This window comes from Maridesulfovibrio spiralis (SeqCode) (assembly GCF_048571135.1).
GTDB classification, from domain to species: domain Bacteria; phylum Desulfobacterota; class Desulfovibrionia; order Desulfovibrionales; family Desulfovibrionaceae; genus Maridesulfovibrio; species Maridesulfovibrio spiralis.
In genome coordinates, this window is record NZ_CP182344.1 from 768,951 (window position 1) to 789,732 (window position 20,782).

At 49.2% G+C, this 20,782-nt stretch carries 15 protein-coding genes; 5 read left to right on the plus strand and 10 right to left on the minus strand.

Annotated elements, in window-relative coordinates:
* The first annotated feature begins 103 nt into the window (after positions 1 to 103).
* Positions 104 to 2,536: a glycosyltransferase gene (locus ACNI29_RS03530; protein WP_419780810.1), complete on the plus strand. Its 2,433-nt coding sequence runs from the start codon at positions 104 to 106 to the stop codon at positions 2,534 to 2,536.
* Between the two features lie 239 nt (positions 2,537 to 2,775).
* On the opposite strand, the gene ACNI29_RS03535 is transcribed toward ACNI29_RS03530, so the two are convergent.
* The 5 genes from ACNI29_RS03535 to ACNI29_RS03555 all read right to left on the minus strand — a co-directional run bounded on the left by ACNI29_RS03535 (position 2,776) and on the right by ACNI29_RS03555 (position 9,346).
* Positions 2,776 to 4,521, minus strand: a complete 1,746-nt coding sequence (locus tag ACNI29_RS03535; RefSeq protein ID WP_419780811.1) for a phosphoenolpyruvate carboxykinase — start codon at positions 4,519 to 4,521, stop codon at positions 2,776 to 2,778.
* A 360-nt stretch (positions 4,522 to 4,881) separates the two neighbouring features.
* Entirely contained in the window at positions 4,882 to 6,009 is a 1,128-nt protein-coding gene (locus tag ACNI29_RS03540; protein WP_419780812.1) for a sodium ion-translocating decarboxylase subunit beta, read from the minus strand.
* Between the two features lie 9 nt (positions 6,010 to 6,018).
* Entirely contained in the window at positions 6,019 to 6,297 is a 279-nt protein-coding gene (locus ACNI29_RS03545) for an OadG family protein (RefSeq protein ID WP_419780813.1), read from the minus strand.
* Positions 6,298 to 6,330: 33 nt separating this feature from the next.
* On the minus strand, positions 6,331 to 8,160 hold the full coding sequence (locus tag ACNI29_RS03550) for a biotin/lipoyl-containing protein (RefSeq protein WP_419780814.1): 1,830 nt from the start codon (positions 8,158 to 8,160) through the stop codon (positions 6,331 to 6,333).
* Between the two features lie 1,012 nt (positions 8,161 to 9,172).
* Complete coding sequence (locus ACNI29_RS03555; RefSeq protein ID WP_419780815.1) at positions 9,173 to 9,346, minus strand: hypothetical protein; 174 nt, start codon at positions 9,344 to 9,346, stop codon at positions 9,173 to 9,175.
* Positions 9,347 to 9,579: 233 nt separating this feature from the next.
* Between ACNI29_RS03555 and ACNI29_RS03560 the strand changes: the two genes are divergently transcribed.
* Together ACNI29_RS03560 and cbiM are read left to right on the plus strand one after the other, a co-directional pair.
* Positions 9,580 to 11,211, plus strand: coding sequence for a PAS domain-containing hybrid sensor histidine kinase/response regulator (locus tag ACNI29_RS03560; protein WP_419780816.1), 1,632 nt, complete (start codon positions 9,580 to 9,582; stop codon positions 11,209 to 11,211).
* Between the two features lie 126 nt (positions 11,212 to 11,337).
* Complete coding sequence (gene cbiM / locus ACNI29_RS03565; RefSeq protein ID WP_419780817.1) at positions 11,338 to 11,946, plus strand: cobalt transporter CbiM; 609 nt, start codon at positions 11,338 to 11,340, stop codon at positions 11,944 to 11,946.
* Between the two features lie 50 nt (positions 11,947 to 11,996).
* Here the strand turns inward: cbiM and ACNI29_RS03570 are convergent, their stop codons facing one another.
* Both ACNI29_RS03570 and ACNI29_RS03575 read right to left on the minus strand, forming a co-directional pair.
* Positions 11,997 to 13,367 carry an MATE family efflux transporter gene (locus tag ACNI29_RS03570; protein WP_419780818.1) on the minus strand — a complete coding sequence of 457 codons (1,371 nt, stop codon included), beginning with the start codon at positions 13,365 to 13,367 and terminating at the stop codon, positions 11,997 to 11,999.
* Positions 13,368 to 13,564: 197 nt separating this feature from the next.
* Entirely contained in the window at positions 13,565 to 13,837 is a 273-nt protein-coding gene (locus ACNI29_RS03575; RefSeq protein ID WP_015850656.1) for an HU family DNA-binding protein, read from the minus strand.
* A 481-nt stretch (positions 13,838 to 14,318) separates the two neighbouring features.
* On the opposite strand from ACNI29_RS03575, the gene ACNI29_RS03580 reads away from it, so the two are divergent.
* Both ACNI29_RS03580 and groL read left to right on the plus strand, forming a co-directional pair.
* Positions 14,319 to 14,591, plus strand: a complete 273-nt coding sequence (locus ACNI29_RS03580; RefSeq protein WP_419780819.1) for a co-chaperone GroES — start codon at positions 14,319 to 14,321, stop codon at positions 14,589 to 14,591.
* A gap of 46 nt (positions 14,592 to 14,637) precedes the next feature.
* Positions 14,638 to 16,224: a chaperonin GroEL gene (gene groL / locus ACNI29_RS03585; protein WP_419780820.1), complete on the plus strand. Its 1,587-nt coding sequence runs from the start codon at positions 14,638 to 14,640 to the stop codon at positions 16,222 to 16,224.
* Positions 16,225 to 16,283: 59 nt separating this feature from the next.
* Here the strand turns inward: groL and ACNI29_RS03590 are convergent, their stop codons facing one another.
* The 3 genes from ACNI29_RS03590 to ACNI29_RS03600 all read right to left on the minus strand — a co-directional run bounded on the left by ACNI29_RS03590 (position 16,284) and on the right by ACNI29_RS03600 (position 20,652).
* Positions 16,284 to 17,609, minus strand: coding sequence for an HlyD family type I secretion periplasmic adaptor subunit (locus tag ACNI29_RS03590; protein ID WP_419780821.1), 1,326 nt, complete (start codon positions 17,607 to 17,609; stop codon positions 16,284 to 16,286).
* Positions 17,610 to 17,774: 165 nt separating this feature from the next.
* Positions 17,775 to 19,922: a peptidase domain-containing ABC transporter gene (locus ACNI29_RS03595; RefSeq protein ID WP_419780822.1), complete on the minus strand. Its 2,148-nt coding sequence runs from the start codon at positions 19,920 to 19,922 to the stop codon at positions 17,775 to 17,777.
* 193 nt (positions 19,923 to 20,115) lie between these two features.
* A complete protein-coding gene (locus ACNI29_RS03600) occupies positions 20,116 to 20,652 on the minus strand; it encodes a hypothetical protein (protein ID WP_419780823.1) in 537 nt (178 codons plus the stop codon).
* Between the last annotated feature and the right edge of the window lie 130 nt (positions 20,653 to 20,782).

Sequence of the window (20,782 nt, forward strand, 5' to 3'; positions counted from 1 at the left end):
ACCGTACCGTGGGACTGTTACAGCCTCCTGTCCTTATTAAAAAAGGCGAAATCAAATCATATCTCGTTTACAGCCAAGGCGCTAATTTCAGGAGGATTTTGCCATGAAAGGTTCTAATGTAAGGGTGGACCTGCATGTACACTCTAAATATTCAACCCGTCCGTCCCAGTGGATTCTGCAAAAGCTGGGCTGTCCGGAGAGCTTTACCGAACCGCTGAAAATTTATGACCGCGCCATGTCCCGGTCCATGAATATGGTCACCATTACCGATCACAATACCATTAACGGAAGTCTTGAAATCGCCCACCTTGATAACGCTTTTATCAGTGAAGAGATCACTACTTATTTCCCCGAAGACGGCTGCAAACTGCACGTACTGGCCTACGACATCACTGAAGAACAGCACCGCGAATTCCAGAAACTACGTGAAAATGTATTTGATCTCGTTCCCTACCTCCGCGAACAGAACATTGTTCACGTACTGGCCCACCCTCTTTTTGCTGTCAACGAAAGACTGACCCCGGAACACTTTGAGAAGGCCCTGCTTCTCTTCAATACCCTTGAAATGAATGGCACACGTGATGAAATGCAGAACTCAGCCCTGCGTACAATTGTAGACAGCCTGATTCCTGAAACAATCGATAAGCTCGCCAATAAACACGGTATAGAACCGTACGGCAGTACCCCTTGGGCAAAAGGGCTTACCGGAGGTTCAGACGACCATTCCGGCATCAATATCGCCCGTGTTTACACTGAAGTTGTAAACGCAACGACCCCGCAGGAAATGCTTCAGGCTGTCAAGGAAGGCCGGACCATGGTCCAAGGCAAACCGGCCACTCCGCATACAATGGCCCACAACCTGTACGGAATTGCCTACCAATTCTACAAAAGCCATTTCGACTGCACCAAGCTGAAACGCTCTGCTGAATGCTTTTGCTACATAGATAACGTGCTTGATCCCGGCGACAAGGAAAGCCCTTCGATTCTTGAGAAGCTGCAAAACTTTATCTACCGCCAGCGTTCCAAAAAATATTTTAATACTTCCGATTCCGTACAGGCCGCCCTGCTTCGGGAAGCAAACCGCATTGTTGAAAAAGATGAACGAGCCCGCAATATCAGCTGCGGTTTTAAATACAGACCCGAAGAGCTTGAGGAGGAATGGTTCAGGTTTGTTGGTAATGCCACAGATAAAGTTCTTTCCGGCCTCGGAGATAAGATAATCAACAGTGCTCTGGGCGCGAACCTCTTTGATGTATTTCACACCATCGGTGCAGCCGGTTCCCTTTATACACTGCTGGCTCCCTATTTTGTTTCGTACGGCCTGTTCGCCAGTGAGCGCGAATTTGCCCGTGACTGCCTGACCTCTTTCGGCCACGCTGATCCACTTGAAAATGAAACCAAAATCGCACATTTTACCGATACCTTCAGTGATGTGAACGGTGTGGCCCTGACTCTTCAGCACCAGCTTGATGTAGCCCGCAAGCATGACAAAAAACTTACCGTAATCACCTGCGGTTCTGAAGGCTCGAATGATCAGGTAATCAACTTCACTCCGGCAGGTGAATTTGTGCTTCCTGAATACCCGGAACTATCTTTTAAATATCCGCCCTTCCTGCGTGTGCTGGCGCACTGCCTTGAGAAAAACTACACCCTGCTTCATCTTGCCACCCCCGGTCCAGTAGGGCTGGCCGGGCTGGCTGTTTCAAAATTGCTTAAGCTTCCCGTTCACGGCACATACCACACTTCTTTTCCCCAGTATGTACGAGCATTCACGGATGACACGGGCCTGGAAGATATGGCTTGGAAATTCATGATCTGGTTTTACAACCAAATGGATACGGTATTTGTTCCTTCCGAAGCCACCGGAGATGAGCTGGCAGCCAAAGGGGTTAAGCCCTATAAAATCAAAACATACCCGCGTGGTGTTGATATCAACCGCTTCACTCCGGAAAAACGCAACGGTTTTTACGACGGACGTTTCAAGGTCAAAGAATCACTCAAACTGCTCTATGTCGGACGGGTTTCCAAAGAAAAGAACCTTGACGTACTTACCAGTGCTTTTAAAACAGTATCCTCCATACGCCCGGAACTGCATCTGGTAGTTGTCGGTGATGGTCCTTATCTTGAAGAAATGAAAAAGCGTTTGGAAGGTTGCCCGGTCACTTTCACGGGATATCTTGGGGGCGAAGAACTTTCCGCCTGCTACGCCAGTTCCGATGTATTCGTTTTTCCCTCAGCAACCGACACCTTCGGTAACGTGGTACTTGAAGCACAAGCATCCGGTCTACCCGTGATCGTCACAGATTGCGGTGGGCCTTGCGAGAACCTGATCGAAGATACTACCGGGCTGATCGTTGAGGCCGGAAATTCCGATGCGCTTTCACGAGCCATAGTTCGCCTCGCTGATCACCCTGAACTGCTGCAGTACATGAAAAAAAGTGCCCGGGCTTATACCGAAAAGCGGTCCTTTGATGCCGAGTTTCTCAAAACATGGACACTCTACGAAAACTTGTCCAAACGTTCTGCTGTGCATTAGTTTTGCCTCCGGCAGCTGGGAAAGGGGAGAGAAAACTTTGCTAACGCCCAAAGTATTCTCTCCCCTTCCCCAGACCCCATCCCCTCTCTTTCAAAGACGTTTTAATATGCTTCGCCCATATTTTAATAAACACTCCATAAACAAGGCCCCGCAATATCATCAAGATATTGCGGGGCCTTTGTTGTGTAACTCTTATGCGCTAGGTGGCGAAGCCCAGTAGGGCCGCCGGAGGCATCATTCTAAGAGAACCAGCCTTTAATGTGCAGAACTTCGGTAAGTTTTGCGAGAAGTTCAGGTTTGCAGTTGAGATCTTCGGTCTGCTCAAGGAAGTGTCTGCGCTGTGCGAAGCGATCCTTAAGGGTCTGGAAGTACTCGGCGCGGTGTTCTACGTTAGCCGGGTTGTAGGTATCGTAGAAACCGGGCAGTACCCGTTCCATGCAGTTGCGTTTGGGAATCTGTGCTCCGGGCAAGAGTTCCCAGTCTTCCCATTCCAGCTGGTCGGTGAGGATCATGGTCTGGAGTGTGAGGGAAGTCTGCAGGGGAATGGCGTGCAGGTCGGTATCGGAAGAACGCCAGAAACCTACGGAGTTGAAGGTGTAACCAGCTGCACCGCTGTCGAAGACATGTGCGAATGCTTCAACGTCTTTCCAGAGTTCGTAAACACGGAAGGGGTTGGCGTAGGGGATGAAGACAAGTTTCTTGAGTTCTTCTTCAGAAACGTTTTCCGCGAGGTTGCGCTTGGTCATCAGCGATGCACCCATAGCTACCGCAAGGTAGGTATCGGTAAAACGGATGATCGGCGGCAGGCAGGTATCTTTCATCAACCAGCACAAGGAATTGGGGAAGGAACAACGGTTTACGTGTTCACCGATAACGTCACGGTCAATAAGAGCACGACCGTTGGGGTTACGGATATCTTCACCCAGAGGCATAACCTTGCCGTCAATCTCCAGCATAGCGTGGTTCATGACGGAAACCATGTATTTCCAGTCCGGGTTGCCCAGAGGTCTGGAATCGGTTTTATCGAAAAGAGTCGGTTCCCATGCGCGGCAGACGCGGTTCTCAATATCAATCTGGAAAGCGTCATCGTGCAGCACTTTCTTGGCGAATCCTTCAGGCAGGGTTCCGCCGTTGTCATGGGAGTTGGTGTGCGAAGATTTACCTGTACCGGAAAGACCGAAAAAGGCGATGGATTTTTTGCCCAGAGCCTTGCTTTCCTTATCTGCACAGCCGGAGAAATCAATTTCCTTGATACCGCCATGACAGGCAGCCATACCTACACGGATACCGGAAGTCCAAGCCAGAGTCAGGGTACCCTTCTTACGCTCACCGAAGTAACGCATACCGAAATTGTAGATGACATTGCATTCTTCATCTACGAGTGCCAGCTGGGGGAAACCCTGATTGTGGTAAAAAGGATCATCGTTGCGCCAGAGGTTGTCGCCGATAATGATTATATCCTGAATGGGGAGCTTCGCGCTCTTAGCGTATTCTTTGGCAACTTCATCAAAGGGAGTAAAGTTGACCAGCCAGTTGAAAATATTCGCTGCATCATCTTCGCCGCCTAGGATGGTGGCTTTGATCATCAGATCCTGATCCATCCCGACAACAGCTTCAGCCTTGATGAGCGGGCGTTCCTGCATATCGGAAATGGCTTCCCTGAGGTCACCGAGGACTTTGCGCTGGTCCGGGCCGTTCAAACGGTTGTAAAAACGACGCGCCAAAGCAGTACGGCCAACGATTTTACCATGGCAATGGTTGAGCAGCTTTGCTCCCTCGGGCAGGCCGAGCCTTTTAGCAGCTTCGGGGTAAATAGGATGGTCTGTCTCCATCACGTCCCACTGCTTGCTGGCAAGCTCATAAGCTTCCGCCGCGTTGACTTTTCTTACCCTCTTATCTGCAAGCAGAGTTTCCGCGATTGCACGAAGAGGCGGAATCTTGGAAAGGTCATCTTTGTAAAACTCATAGGTTGACTGACTAGCCACTGTTTTTTCCTCCAAAGAAAATGTAAGTCTCAACAACTTCTGATGAGTCGGCCTAACGTCATTTGCAAAAAAATGCCACTGTTCATTTACTTAAAATTAATAAGTTTTCCCTAGTGAACAGCTCCCTGTTCGGCATCGCAAATTTTATAGCAATTAGACCAATAATGTTCACACTTCCCCCTGCCGGGGTATCATAAATGAAAAGGCGCATTCCCTGCGTGGGAATGCGCCTTTGATTCGGTCAGTTGCGACCTGCTGTTGCCAGCTTGCTTTCCGGCTTACCAGGTGTCGCAAGCGCAACGGTACGTTTGCGTTTTGTCATCATGGTTTTATTGGAAAGCATATTCATCCTGATTTCTCCTACATTGCCAGAACGGACCAGAGAACACCTGCACCAACTGCGGAACCAAGAACCCCGGCTACGTTAGGGGCCATGGCGTGCATGAGCAGGAAGTTATGCGGATCTTCGTCACGGGCGACCATCTGAACGACTCGTGCGGAGTCAGGAACAGCTGATACACCGGCAGCGCCGACCAACGGGTTGATCTTGTCCTTGGAGAACACGTTCATGAGCTTGGCAAAAGCCAATCCACTTGCGGTTGCAACACAGAAGGATGCAGCACCCAGCCCGAAAATAAGCAGGCTGTCAGGGGTCAGGAATGTCTGAGCCTGAGTGGATGCGCCAACGGAGAAACCAAGCAGGATGGTGACTGAGTCGATAAGCGCGGTACGCGCGGTCTCGGCCAGACGCTCGGTTACGCCAGATTCTTTAAGCAGGTTACCGAAGAAGAGCATACCGACAAGGGCAAGTGAGCCCGGAGCGATAAGTGCTGTGATAATGAATCCGCCCACGGGAAAAAGGATTTTTTCACGGGTGGAAACTTCACGGGGTGCGCTCATGCGGATGAGTCGCTCTTTCTTGGTGGTCATCAGCTTCATGATCGGAGGCTGAATAACCGGAACCAGAGCCATATAAGAGTACGCGGCAATGGCAATCGCGCCTAGGAGGTGCGGTGCCAGCTTGGAGGAGAGGAAGATAGCCGTAGGCCCGTCCGCACCGCCGATAATGCCGATTGCACCTGCTTCACTGGGAGTGAAGCCCATGTACATAGCTCCGAGAAGGGTTGCAAAAATACCCATCTGGGCCGCTGCGCCGAGCAGCACCAGCCTCGGGTTGGAGAGCATGCACGAGAAGTCGGTCATGGCTCCGATGCCGAGGAAGATCAACGGCGGGAAGATCCCTGCGCTGACCCCGAAGTAGATATAATAAAGCACGCTGCCTTCGTCATAGACGCTGAGCGGCATCCCGGCGATGGACGGGATGTTGCCCACGATAGCCCCGAACCCGATGGGCAGGAGCAGCAGCGGCTCGTAGTCCTTGATAATAGCCAGAGCGATGAAGATGATTCCGATGACAATCATGATAAAGTTGCCCGGAGTCATTTCCGCAAAGCCCGTTGTGCTTAAGAAGTGCAGAAGTATATCCATAACGTCTGTCTAGCCCTTGTTTTTATGCAGATACGCCACTGCGGCGGCCACAATTTCCGCTTCTGAAGGTCCGGTCTGGACCTGCGGGGCGGGGGCATTGGCTACCGGCCCGGAGTGATGGGCGGAAGGCGGAATTATCTTATTTAAGAACGCAGCAAGCTTTGGCAGCAGCGCGATGTAGACACTGACCAGAAGAAGGGCTGTGAACACAATGCACATACCGGTAATGGAAAGTGCCACGCCGTTTCCAGCGGTCACATTGTCCCAGCTGAACAACATCTGTTGCATTTGCTATCTCCTTATAGATTAGAGGTCAGGAGATTAAACGGTCATCTGGGCAAGGGGCTGACCCTGCTGAACCTGATCCCCGGCAGTAACCGAGAAGGAGTTCACAGTACCGGCCTTGTGCGCCTTAACTTCCATTTCCATCTTCATGGCTTCCATAACGACAATGGTCTGTCCTTCCTGCACCTGTGTGCCGGGATCTACAGCCATCCTGATAATCAGACCAGGCATGGGAGCAGCAATAGGCTCGGTTGCGCCTGCGGGTGCTGCAGCAGGAGCTGCGCCGCCGGCTGCAGGAGCATCGCCAGCACCGATGTTGAAGGATTTACCGTTGATAGTCGCGGTAGAACCGTCCACGTTAACGGTGTAGGACTGTCCGTCCACTGTTACATTAACGGGACCGGAACCGGTACCGCCGCCAACGGAAGCACCCAGCTTCTGAAGCTGCTCGGCTTCAACATCCTTCTTGTAGCGGATACCGATACGGGCATCGCCTTTGAGGTAGCTGACACCTTTATCTTTACAGGTAGCGACGATGAAAACGTTTTCATCGGTAAGTTCGAAGCCCTCTTTTTCGCAGATTTCACGCGCAGGAGCGAGACCTTTGGAAGGATCTGCATCGTTGATTTCAAGCGGACTCTTCTTGGTGGGTTCAAGCTCCATCTGTTCAGAAGCGAGCTTAACGATTTCCGGATCAGGCTCGACCGGAGTTTTACCGAAGTAACCCAGAACCATTTTACCGTAACCGTCAGCAAACTTTTCCCAGGGACCAAACATTACGTTATTGAATGCCTGCTGGAAGTAAAACTGGGAAACGGGAGTAACGGAAGTACCGAATCCACCCTTGCGCACAACTTCACTCATGGCACGGATGATTTCGGGATATTTATCCATGAGACCGTTATCGCGGAGCATCTGGGTATTTGCAGTCAGTGCGCCACCGGGCATGGGGCTGAAGGGGATCATGGGATCAACCTGAGTTGCTTCGGGCGGCAGGAAGTAGTCCTTCATGCAATCGCGGAAGACATCTTCAGCTTTAATGATTTTATCAACATCGACATCAAGGGTGTAATCGGTTCCACGCAGGATGTGCCACATGGTGATGATGTCGGTCTGGCAGGTACCGCCGGAAGCGGGGGCCATGGACAGGTCGATAGCATCAGCGCCGGCTTCGATAGCGGAATGATAGCAAAGACCGCCGATTCCTGCTGTCTCATGTGTATGGAAGTGGAGCAGAACATCTTCGGGCAGCATCTTCTTAGCGGCTTTAATGGTCTCGTAGACCTTGGCCGGGGTGGAAGTACCGGATGCGTCTTTAAAACAGACAGAATCAAAAGGAATATCCGCATCAAGAATCTGACGCAGAGTCTTCTCGTAAAATGCGGCATCATGAGCGCCGGAACATCCCGGGGGCAGCTCCATCATGGAAACAACCACCTGGTGTTTGAGGCCGGCATCAGCAATACACTGACCGCTGTAGATCAGGTTGTTGACGTCGTTGAGCGCGTCAAAGTTACGGATAGTAGTGATGCCATGTTTGGCAAAGAGATCAGCATGGGCTTTGATGACGTCACTGGGCTGGGACTCAAGTCCGACAACGTTAACCCCGCGAGCGAGAGTCTGGAGATCGGCATCGGGACCTGCTGTTTCCCTGAACCTGTCCATCATATCAAAAGCACATTCATTGGAATAGAAATAGAGGGCCTGGAACCGTGCGCCCCCGCCAGCTTCGAACCAATCGACTCCTGCTTCTCTTGTTGCTTCAACAGCAGGCAGGAAATCGTCGGTCTTTACCCTGGCTCCGTAAACGGACTGAAATCCGTCACGAAAGGCAGTACACATGAACCTAATCTTCTTCTTGGCCACTTCCCCTCCCTATGGTCTGAGAATGAGATAGAACTCCGCAAGCGGGGAAGCCTGCAGATACACATTCTTGTTAAAACCCAAATTTTTAAAGGAAACCAGTTGTTTACGAGAACTAATTCGTCTAGCCTGAAATAAAATGTGGCAATGTGACGAGCTGAAAGTAACAGAGTGTTAACATAATCCTCTGACAATTTCAGCAAAAAAGAGTAGCTTAAAAAAATTTTAATAGCTAACTTCTAAAATGACGTCTTTTTGAGACAATTTATCTCGTTTTTATTAAGAAAAAAATGTTCTTTTTTAACTTTTAAGTAACTAAAAAAATTGACATTTTACTTAAAAAGCGATTTAGAACAACAATATATTGATGGCTGCTGCTTCTGATTCTAAGTTTCGTTAACCGTCTCTTTTATCTCATTGAAAGTTCAAATTCGAACTTCATTTTGTACTAAAAACAACATATTTGAACATTTTTTCACAAATCGATTTACATTTTTGTTTCTGAAATATGGAAAAGTGTTTATTATGCACAATACATACTTAAATAGTAGTTAATTACGATAATCTTAATGATTATTATGAAAGTGCCTTTAAGAACAAAAAAAGCCGCCTACTTGGAGTAGACGGCTTGTTCATCTTCATGAAATCCATATTCATTCAAATGGAGCACAGAAAACACATAACATACCTTAAAAACGAAACATTTTATTTTTTTGCTACTTTTGTCGAAGATCCGTTATGCAAGCATCTGAGTCATTACCGCACCCATCAGGCCCTTTCGAAGCCGGGCAATCACAGCCGCATCCGCAAGCCCCACCTCTTTTACCAAACCACTTTTTAGCTAAATATACGAACGCAACCCCGATTGCGCCAAAAACAATTATGTTCTCAAGAATAATATCCATGGGACTCTCCGGTGATAGGGGAATTCAATTTCATCTGTCTAGATTGTAATTCTACAATCACCGAAGTCAACATGTAAATCCAGATTAAGGTTCGAATTCTCCCCCAAGTTTTAAGCCACAAATTTCTGGAGTACACCGAGCAGGGTATCAACCGGACCGGGGAATCGGTCCACCAAAGTCTGCCAAGCGATATAGGTGGCTACCAAAAAGGCCGCAAACCCACTCCAGACGACCACATCAAACAATATAGGTATTGCTTTTTCTGAAAGTCTATTTTTGAGCATAATTTTCCTCCTCCCCTCATCAAGCAACAAGCATACCACAGCCAAGCACAATCAAACTAACGTTCAAAAGCACGAAATACTTGGATTAATGCTAAATAAACGTTAAAATGCAATATGGTCATAAAAATGTCAGAGACGATCCTTGTCGAAAATTTAAATGTCAGCTTGAATTTGAACACTTTATTATGGCACAATTAAAAGAACCTCAGACATAAACACCGGGATTTGCAGGTATGGAAAAAAGCAAACAAATGCTTCTCGCAGAAATTCGGACGAAAGATGCCAGAATTGCCGAACTTGAAGCTCAACTATACGGAACTGACCGCTACTTAGAAAAACAGTTCCGGAAGCTGATTGACCATGTTGAGATGGTCTCAGTGCAAGGTTATGACAAGGACCGTAAGGTTATTTTCTGGAATACTGCCAGCGAAAATCTTTACGGATATTCCCGCGAAGAAGCCTTGGGCAAAAAACTTGAAGATCTCATTATCCCCGAATATATGCGTAAAGATGTAATTGCCCACATTACTAATTGGCACAAGAATGGAATCAGGATTCCGGCGGGTGAACTCGAATTATTGCGCAAAGACGGAACTGTGGTCCCGGTATACTCAGCCCACGTGATGCAGGAGAATCATGACGGCAGTAAATATATGTATTGTATTGATGTAGACCTGACAGAGATAAAAAAAGCCCATACCCAGCTGATAAGAGCAAAGGAAGTGGCTGAATCTGCAAATCGGGCCAAGAGTGAATTTCTTGCCAATATGAGCCATGAGATCCGAACCCCGCTCAACGGCATCCTTGGCATGTTACAACTTCTGAAAATGACCTCGCAAGACCACGAGCAGCAGGAATACATCGATCTTGCCGTCATGGGCGCTAAGCGACTGGCTAATCTTTTATCCGATATTCTCGACCTTTCGCGCGTTGAAGCAGGCAAACTGATCATGGAATTCACTCCCTTTGATCTGCCGGAGCTGATGCACAATATTGTCGACCTCTACCGCCCTGTCATCCGACAGAAAAACATTACCATGGAAATGAATATTCATCCGAACACAGCTGTCTGTGTTCAAGGAGATGCCGCACGCTTGCAACAAGTGCTGACAAATATTCTGGGTAATGCCATGAAATTTACTGAACACGGGAAAATTACCCTCGAAACATACCCGCTGCCGACACTGTCCTCGGATCTCAGCAAAATACTATTTTCAGTCAGCGATACCGGGCCCGGTATTCCAGACGATAAAATGGATGAACTGTTTGCCCCGTTCACCCAGTGCAGTGAGGGACCGAGCCGTCTGCACCAAGGAGCCGGTCTGGGACTGACCATCTGTAAACAGCTGGTGATGCTTATGGGAGGCAACATTGCTGTGGAAAGTGAATACGGCAAAGGTACAACCGTATATTTCTGTATTCCTTTCGGCATACCGCCCCAGACCTGCGAGTTTAAGGAAAAGGCTCCTTTTACTCAATCAATACACAGCAAATCACGCGTTCTTCTTGTTGAAGACGAGGCTATAAGCAGACTCGCAGCCGCACGGCAGATGGAACTGGCCGGATTTGAAGTCAGTACGGCAGAAAACGGGCAACGGGCGCTGGAAAAACTTTCCAGTGAGTCATACGATCTTATAATGATGGACATACAAATGCCGATCATGGACGGTCTTACTGCAACCAAAGCCATTCGCCGGGGGGATGTGGGTGAAAAGATTAAAGATATTCCCATTATCGCCATGACAGCTTACGCAATGAAAGGAGACAAGGCCAGATTTCTAGCTGCCGGTATGGACAATTACCTATCAAAACCATTTGAGAACAAAGACCTTTTAAAAATATTAGATAATTACGTTTGTGATTAGGCTTCTCAGACTACTTTAACCTGCTTGTTCATTTTATACACCAGCTTGACACGCTCTTTAGTGTGCTATACTTTCAAAAAAAGTATGCAGACAGAACCTCTCAAATGAAAAAGTAGGGACAATCGAATGCACATATCTGAAGGAATACTATCACTCCCGGTGCTGGCCACCGGAGCAGTGGTCGCGGCAACAGGAACCATGATAGGTCTAAAAAAAATGGACTCGGAAAAACTTATTTCCGTAGCCCTGCTGTCCTCAGTTTTTTTTGTTGCTTCGCTGATCCACATCCCCGTCGGACCTTCAAGTGCGCACCTGATTCTTAGCGGCCTTATGGGACTTCTGCTCGGCTGGGCTGCTTTTCCGGCAATCCTGACCGGACTACTTTTACAGGCGGTCCTGTTTCAGTATGGAGGCCTCACGGTTATCGGGGTAAATACCGCCATCATGGCTCTTCCTGCTGTGGCATGCCACTACATGTTCCGGCCCCTGCTCAATAAAAATGCTCTCAACATGAGTATTGGTGCATTTCTTTGCGGCTCTTTATCGGTCGCTTTTTCCGCAATACTGACCGCACTGGCCCTTTCATTCACAGATGAGAGCTTTACTTCAGCGGCTCAGATGATTGTGTACGGGCATATCCCGGTCATGATCATCGAAGGTTTCATATGTGCTTCCGCATACGGCTTCCTGCAAAAAGTCAGACCTGAAATGCTGCTGGCAACACAAGACACCTAAAAAAGATTTTCCGCGAAAAAGCCGGGTTGAAATATCAACCCGGCTTTTTTTTATTCGATAACCTTCATTTCCTCCCATTTCCCGGTTCTGAACCGGTAATAGAAAGCCGCACTCAATACGATCACGTAAAGCGTAAAGATCGTCCATAGAAAGTACGGGCCGGAAGGATACACCTCCACGCCCATATAGCAGGGGATAACCATTACCGCGATGCAGCAGAGTCCCACGCTTTTCATGACATAGACAACATCTCCTGCACCTTTCAAAGCCCCGGAATAAACCAGCGCCATTCCGTCAAAGAGGATGTAAGCCGCTGTGAAGAGCAGGAAATGGGTCCCGTAATCCAGAATATCCATAAACTGAACATCGGTTATATTGTCCGGACGGAACAAACTGAGAAGCATTTCCGGCAGGAGCAGGTAAATAATTCCCATGAACAGCATCCATACTGTTGTGATATGAAGGGCGCATTTAGTGGCCCGCCGGGCGTAGTCAGGACGCCCCTGACCGATAGCCTGCCCCACCAGTGTGCTGACACCGACAGCAATGCCGTAAGCCGGAAAAAATGAAACCCCGTCAATGGAAAGCACAATATTGCTGGCAGCAAGGATAACAGTTCCCAGCCTTCCGACCATGTAGACAAAAAATGTAATGGCGAAGATGTCGAGAAAGAACTGCACACCGTTTGACAGGCCGAACGAAATAAAGCGTTTGAACAGTTCCGGTTCAAAACGGTAATTACTGCGGGTCTTAAAGGCTTCTTCATTCTCACGGTTGAAAATCAGCGGAATGTAGATGGAAACAATAACCGCCATTGCCGTAATAGTGGCTATACCGGCCCCGCGAATACCCATTTCCGGGAAAATCCAGACGCCGTTGATTAGCGCATAGTCCAGCGGGATATTCACCGCAGCACCAATCATATTGACCACCATAACAGTGCGGGTCAGGCCTCGCCCGGCAAAAAAACCGGAAAGCGCGGTATCAAGCACCGGAAGCCCTGCTCCCAGCATAAGAATACGGAAATATTGAATTTCAAGCTCAAGCACCTCAGGTGGATGCCCTCCGCTTTTTAGCAGCGGAGTCAACCAGAAGCCCATGACGCCTAGGATTAACCATGAACCAAGCGCGAAATAAATACCCTGCCAGAGACTGGAGGCAACCCGCTCCGGTTTGGCGGCTCCGGTGTATTGGGCTATGAATACATTAATATAGCTGGCCACCCCCATAAAAAAGGAAATGAACAGGAAGGAAAGGATACCTGCAGGCAGTGCGGCGGCAATGGCTTCCATTGAATAACGACCAAGAAAGATACGGTCGGTAACCTGCATTATAGTGGTCGAGGCCATGCTCACCGCAAGGGGCATGCTTATATTCAGAACATGTTTATACCCGAAGGGTTCGTTCCATAATTTTTTCATATTATTAACTCCCAAAGCTTATGACTCTGCTAGGTCTTTATATTTGTATCATCATGACATTTTTGATCATTCATCAGTCTGAGACGCAGCGGGATAGAGAGGAAGGCTATGGGTATAATTAATTATTGTACACATAAAAAAAAGCCGTTTCCGGTGTTACCCGGAAACGGCTTTTAAAAACTTCGTCTGAACCAGAATTATTTAACTGCGTCCTTGAGAAATTTTCCGGGGGTGAATTTTACGCCACGGGAAGCGGGAATCTGGATAGCTTCGCCGGTCTGGGGGTTACGTCCGGTGCGTGCGGAGCGTTCTACGGTTTTAAAAGTACCAAAACCTGTAAGGGTAACATTGCCTTCTTCTTTAAGGCCGTCTTCGATTGCGCTGAGAACGCCGTCAAGTGCTGCGGATGCGTCTTTTGCACTCAGTTCCAGTTTTTCCCGGATTTTCTTAACAAGAACAGTTTTACTCATAATTAACTCCTTCAAAGTATTTTTTCCGCGCTCAGGCGGCGGATGTCCGTACCCCTAAAAGCCCACTACACCAGAAAGCAGGAAAAAGCCATAGTGAAAAACGAATCTTAACTTTGGAGACATTATTTAAATATAAATCACTAAAATGATAATGTCCCACCAAACAGGTGTCGGGCAGCGCTGAAAGGGCGGAACGGGCGAATTACAAGGAATGACAGGCATCTGTCAAGGAAATTAAGACTCAAATCAGATATAGTCTCAAAATTGATGCAAACTACATATAATATTAGTCGCAAAAAAGGACGAGTTTTTTTTGATTTCCGGTGTTGACATATGCGCAGGGTGTCTTAATTTATGTCAGCTTCTGCGGAAGTATCCGGCCTGCTGAGATATGCAGGCTTTGAAATTTAAAAGTATGATCCGCCACAATCACGCGGATTACTTATCTTATCTAAAAAAAGTTATTTATTCTGGAGGAAACATGAATCTCAAGCCTTTACAGGATCGCGTACTCATCAAGCGTGTAGAAACCGAGCAGAAGACCGCCAGCGGCATCATCATCCCCGATTCCGCAAAAGAAAAGCCCATGAAAGGTGAAGTTGTTGCAGCCGGTCCCGGTAAAGACAACAACCCCATGACCGTTAAAGCCGGTGATATCGTTCTTTTCGCCAAATATGCCGGCAACGAACTGAAAATCGACGCTGACGAATTCATCATCATGCGCGAAGACGAAATTCTCGCAATCGTCGAGTAAGACCCTCTCAATAAATTTTTTTTTCCAGATCAGGAGAATATAAGACATGGCAAAAACAATTGAATTTGACGTAACCGCACGTGACCGCCTGAAAAAAGGCGTTGATACCCTCGCTGAAGCAGTAAAGGTTACCCTCGGACCCAAAGGCCGTAACGTTGTTATCGAAAAATCCTGGGGCGCTCCCACCATCACCAAAGACGGTGTGACTGTTGCCAAGGAAATCGACCTCGAAGACAAGTTTGAAAACATGGGCGCACAGATGGTTAAGGAAGTTGCTTCCAAAACCAACGACATCGCCGGTGACGGTACTACTACCGCTACCGTTCTTGCTCAGTCCATCTTCGAAGAAGGTGTAAAGCTCGTTGCAGCAGGCCGTAACCCCATGTCCATCAAACGCGGTATCGATTCCGCAGTTGAAGCTATCGTTGAAGAGCTCGGCAAACTTGCCAAGCCCACCCGCGACAAAGCTGAAATCGCTCAGGTCGGTACCATCTCCGCAAACAGCGACTCCACCATCGGTGAAATCCTCGCTGAAGCTATGGACAAAGTAGGTAAAGAAGGCGTTATCACCGTTGAGGAAGCCAAGTCCATGAAGACCGAACTCGATGTTGTTGAAGGCATGCAGTTCGACCGCGGTTACCTCTCCCCCTACTTCGCAACCGACACCGACAAAATGGTTTGCGAATTCGAAGATCCCATGATCCTTCTTTGCGAAAAGAAAATCTCCAACATGAAAGAACTTCTGCCCATCCTTGAGCAGGTTCTGAAAATGTCCCGTCCCCTGCTCATCGTTGCAGAAGACGTAGACGGCGAAGCTCTGGCAACTCTCGTTGTTAACCGCCTCCGCGCCAACCTGAATGTTTGCGCTATCAAAGCACCCGGCTTCGGTGACCGCCGCAAGGAAATGCTCAAAGACATCGCGACCCTCACCGGTGCGACCGTTGTTTCCGAAGATATCGGTCTTTCCCTCGACGCTATGACCGTTGAAGGTCTTGGTACCGCTAAGCGTGTACGCATCGACAAAGAAAACACCGTAATCGTAGACGGCGCAGGCAATGTTGAAGATATCAAAGGCCGCGTAAAGCAGATTGAATCTCAGATTGCTGATTCTTCTTCCTCCTACGATCAGGAAAAACTTCAGGAACGCCTCGCCAAGCTGGTTGGCGGTGTTGCAGTAATCAAAGTTGGTGCTGCTACCGAAGTTGAAATGAAAGAAAAGAAAGCACGCGTTGAAGATGCTCTGAACGCAACCCGCGCTGCTGTTGAAGAAGGCATCGTTGCTGGTGGTGGTACCGCCCTTGTTCGTTGCGCTAAAGTCCTCGACGACCTCAAAGCAGGCAACGACGACGAGCTGGCCGGTATCAACATTATCCGCCGTGCTGCACAGCAGCCCCTGCGCATGATCGCAGCTAACGCCGGTTTCGAAGGTTCCGTTGTTGTTGAGAAAGTTGCCGCAGGCAAAGACGGTTTCGGCTTCAACGCTGGAACCGGCGAATACGAAGACCTCATCAAGGCCGGTGTTATCGACCCCAAAAAGGTTACCCGTATCGCTCTCCAGAACTCTGCTTCCGTGTCCAGCCTGCTGCTGACCACCGAATGCGCCATCGCTGACGCACCCGAAGACGAAGAATAGTTCTGAACACCAGACAATTTAAAAGGCCCGGAAGCATAAGCTTCCGGGCCTTTTTTGTATCATCCCTCTCTAAAACTTTCATCGAATCCGCGAAGAATCGGATCAAGGAAGTAAGTTATCAATCGGCGCTGCCCCACCTGCATTTCAGCTGCCAGCTGCATACCGGGAATAAGGCTGAATCCTTCCGGCACGTTACGCAGTTCACTCTGCTCAATTTTTACCTTGGCGCGGTAAACCAGACTTTCTCCATTACTACCGTCCTGCTTCAGAAAGGCATCCGGGCTGATCATAACCACACTGCCGAGCATGATTCCATGCCGCTGGAAAGGGAAAGCCTCCAGCTTGATTCGCACCGGGACTCCTTTACGCACCCTGCCTATATCACGACCATTGATTTCAACATCCGCCTCCAGAGTCGAATCCAACGGTGCGAGCACCATTAACGTTTCGGCTTCGCGGGCAATGGACCCGGCGGCAAGTTGTGCTGTTTCCTTAACCACAGCACGGCGCGGGGCACGGATTTCCACAAGTTCCCGGATACGCTCGGCCTTGATATGCCGGTGGCGCAGTTCATTAAGTTCCTGACGGGCCTCAACCAGTGCCTTGGTCAAATCAGCATGATAATCCTTTTCCTGCGACACACGCAGGGCGCGAGCTTTCTCCAGCTGTTCTTTGATCTGGGCCGCAGATTCCCCGGCAGCAGCCACCTTGCGGGAAAGCTCACGGCGATCTTCGCGGGCTTTGAGGTATTCCAGCTTGGAACACATCTGCTTTTCAAAAAGTCCTTTGTAGGTCTCCTCTATCTCGCGCAGACTTCTGCGGCTGAGCTTTAACCGACCCTGCTCTGCTTCAGCAGCTTCCACTTTGCGTTCAAGGGTATCGATCTCATTATCAAGGGACTCCAGCCGGAACTTCTGCTGCTCCATGCGGATAGCCATCAGCCGGACCTGTCCCTGAACCAACTGGTTGGATACATTTTCGATGCTGCGTCCTGCCAGCTCCGCCTCAATACGTGCGACAAGGGCCAATAGATATTCTTCACGACTGGCAATTTCCGCCTCATCAGCATCAGAGAATGTAGGATCAAGAGTTGCCAGCATTTGTCCGGGTTCCACTACGTCTCCCTCTTTCACGTTCATGCTGCGGATAATCGCAGTCTGGATCGGCTGGACAACCACAGGGCGGTCCGACGTTACAACCTTGCCCTTGGCGATGACCACCTTATCTACCCTGCCGATGCAGGCCCATGCAATGCAGAAAGCAATAAGGCTCAAGATAGTGAACAACGAGAATCTTGCTGCCAGCGGGACTTTACGTTCACGAATTTTCACTGAGTCCGGCAAGAATTCAAGTTCGTTCTTTTTAAGGGAGTGTCTTCTTCTCATGTGGATGCCTCCGGCGGCGCTGCCGCGGGTCCCTTCGGGGAGCCTATCGGCGATCCCTCCGGGGTCCAGAGAACCCTTTGAAAAGGGTTCTCTGGACTCTCCCAAACTTTTTTAACAGGATTTCACCGCGTTGGTTTATAGAACGTCTATGATGGGATTTCCCTGCTATGCCGCTTCCATTCCCCGTGTCTGCTTTTCCCAGAGATTGCGATAGATGAGCGAGGCCATGAGCAATTCTTTGTGCGTACCCTGCGCATCGATACTCCCATCTTCCATGACTATAATTCGGTCTGCATGGCGCAGGGTGGAAAGTCTATGCGCCACGATGATCATGGAACGGCCCTCGGCAATCTGCTCCAGATTTTCCTGAATGCGGTATTCGCTTTCAGGATCTAAGGCTGAAGTAGCTTCATCAAATATGATCAGGCCGGGGTCTTTCATCAAAGCGCGGGCAATTGCCAGCCGCTGCTTCTGTCCACCTGAAAGATTTGCGCCGTTTTCATCAAGTATGGTTTCATACCCCTGCGGAAGTTTACGGATAAATTCATCTGCTCCGGCCAGCTTTGCGGCTGCAACAATCTTTTCAAAGTCAGCCCCCGGTCTTGCAAGACCGATATTCTCCCGCACAGATCCGTGAAAAATGAAATTCTCCTGTAGAACCACACCGATGGAATCCCGCAAGTGGCGTATATCCATCTCCCGGATTTCGGTTCCATCGAAAGCGATGTTGCCTTTCTGAACCGGATACAGCCCTTGAATGAGCCGGGTCAGGGTGGTTTTACCTGATCCGCTGCGCCCGACCACGCCAAGCACTTCGCCGGGTTCGATGTTCAGGTCGATACTTTCCAGTGCGGGACTCTCGCCCGGAACATAGGAAAAGCTGAGATTACTGATTTCCAGACCGCCCTGTATTTCAGGACGAGTGCCCCTGCGGTCGAACCCCGGCTCCGGCCTGCGATTCATGATCTCACCGAGCATATTCACTGCCAAATGGGTTTTCTGGTATTCATGGACCAGTTCAACCAATCTGATAAGTGGTGTGGTCACATTCTGGGAAAGCATCTGGAAAGCAATCAATGCCCCCACAGTCATGGTTCCTTCAAACACTGAGCTCACACCCACCCAAATAACCGAAACTGTCATTAAACGTTCGAGAGTCTTGATTATAGCCTGCCCGGCTGCAGCCATTTGTTCTACCGAAAAATTACTCGAGACCGACTGCGCCGAACCGTCTTCCCAGCGTTTGTTACGCGAAGGCTCAAGAGCCAGCGACTTGACCGTATTCATTCCGGTGATAGTTTCCACAAGCAGGGCCTGCCGCCGCCCTTCTGCATCATACAAGCGCAGCAGCCGCCCGTAGAAAGGCCCGAGCATCAGGCCGATGCATATCGCCGTCAGCACGGCAAATCCGAGCACTATGAAAGTCAACTTCGGACTATATAAATAAAGGATGGGCAGGAAGACCAGCAGGGCCGTAGCATCAAGCATGGTCTCCAGCATGTTCCCGGTCAGAAATTCCCGGATCTGCTCCACCTGCTGCATGTGCTTGACCACGACCCCGGCAAAGCTGCGCTCGAAGAAATCAAGCGGCAGCCGCACCAGACGGGCAAAGGTTTTCATAGCCAACCGCAAATCAATGCGCGAAGTGGCAAATCGCAACAGGTATTCCCGCAGGAAGCGCAATATGCCTTCAAACAGTACCGCACCGACCACGCCGATCCCCATCACATGCAGGGTGGTGACTGCGTGGTGGGCCAGCACTTTATCAACTACATTCTGAAAATAGAGCGGAATGGCAAAGGCCAGCAGGTTAAGGACCAGCGCAATAATGACCACCTCGGAAAAAATACGCTTCTCAAACAGAACCTGCGCCCCGAACCAGAGCAAGCCGAACCGTTTCTCGCCCTCCTGCTTCACAGGCTTAAAAAGGATTACTTCTCCGCTCCAGATTTCTTCAACGGCAGCCCGCTCCATGAACTGCAGTCCTTCCCCGGTAAAAAGCACCAAACGGTCATCGCTTCTGCTTTCGCCCTGCTCAAAGCCGGAGAAAACCAAAGTTTCACCATTCTTAAGCACACCAAGAACAGGAAAAGCCTTGTCCAATGCATGCAGCCGATTCCAACGCATACTGCGCATTCCAGCCTCAAGCCCATTCTCACGAGCCATACGCAAGAACCGTACAGTGCTGACACTCTCCCCGACAACATCATATTCACGGCAGAGGTCTTCGGCTGAAACATTCAGTCTGTAATGCGAAAACACTGCCGCCAGATTAGACAGTGCAGAAATGTTGAATTCTCTTGTACGTGCCATTTACTCTCCCCTCCTTGCCCTTAGGAAATACACATTTCCTCATCCCAAAAGTAACAGTGGGAAACGGCCAATAGTTAAACCGCAACACCTCTGCTCCCAGCGTCGAAGACCTATTAAAAAGTTTTGAAGGGTGGGGTCTGGGGAGGGAAACTTTTCCCAAAAGTTTCCCTCCCCAGCCGCCGGAGGCATTTCTTTAACTGGCTAAGAGTTGGGTTTTCTTTTCCTTGTCACCGGAAACCGAAGCATCCGCACTGGAGGCACTGAGCTTGGAGTAGTCACGGTAGGCAAGCGACTGACCGTTGGCAGGCGCGCTGGTCAGAGCACTTCCGGATGATTCAGTCACAGACTTCGATCCGGACAGGAAATTACTGGCAGTTTCGAAATACTTTTTGCCTTCCTTGTAAGTGCCTGCAACCCAGTTACTAGCGGTGTTGAACTTCTGCTTGGCCCAGTTTGCTGCGGTAACTGCGGTATTACCGACCCACTTGGCAGCAGTGCCGACCTTACCGGCCAGCCAACTGGCCGCTCCTCCGATGGACTCCGCTGTAAGTTTCACAGTTCCGTTCTTTACACCCTTGATCCAGCTGGAGGCAGTGGAAACAGTACTTTTAACGAATGAAGCAGCTTCATTGTACTTCTTGGTCACAAATGCAGCGGCAGTCTTGTAGCTTTTGGTTACGAAACTCTTTACCTGTGCAGCCTTCTTCTTAATCCATGAAAACAGACCCATAACTCACTCCTGTTGAAACTGATTGTGCTTACCCGATTGACTTCCGACTTCCTCTGCCGACATCTTTCATAAGGCATCAACCGTGCCACAACATGCAAATATATAGTTTTATTAAGAATGAATTAAAAAT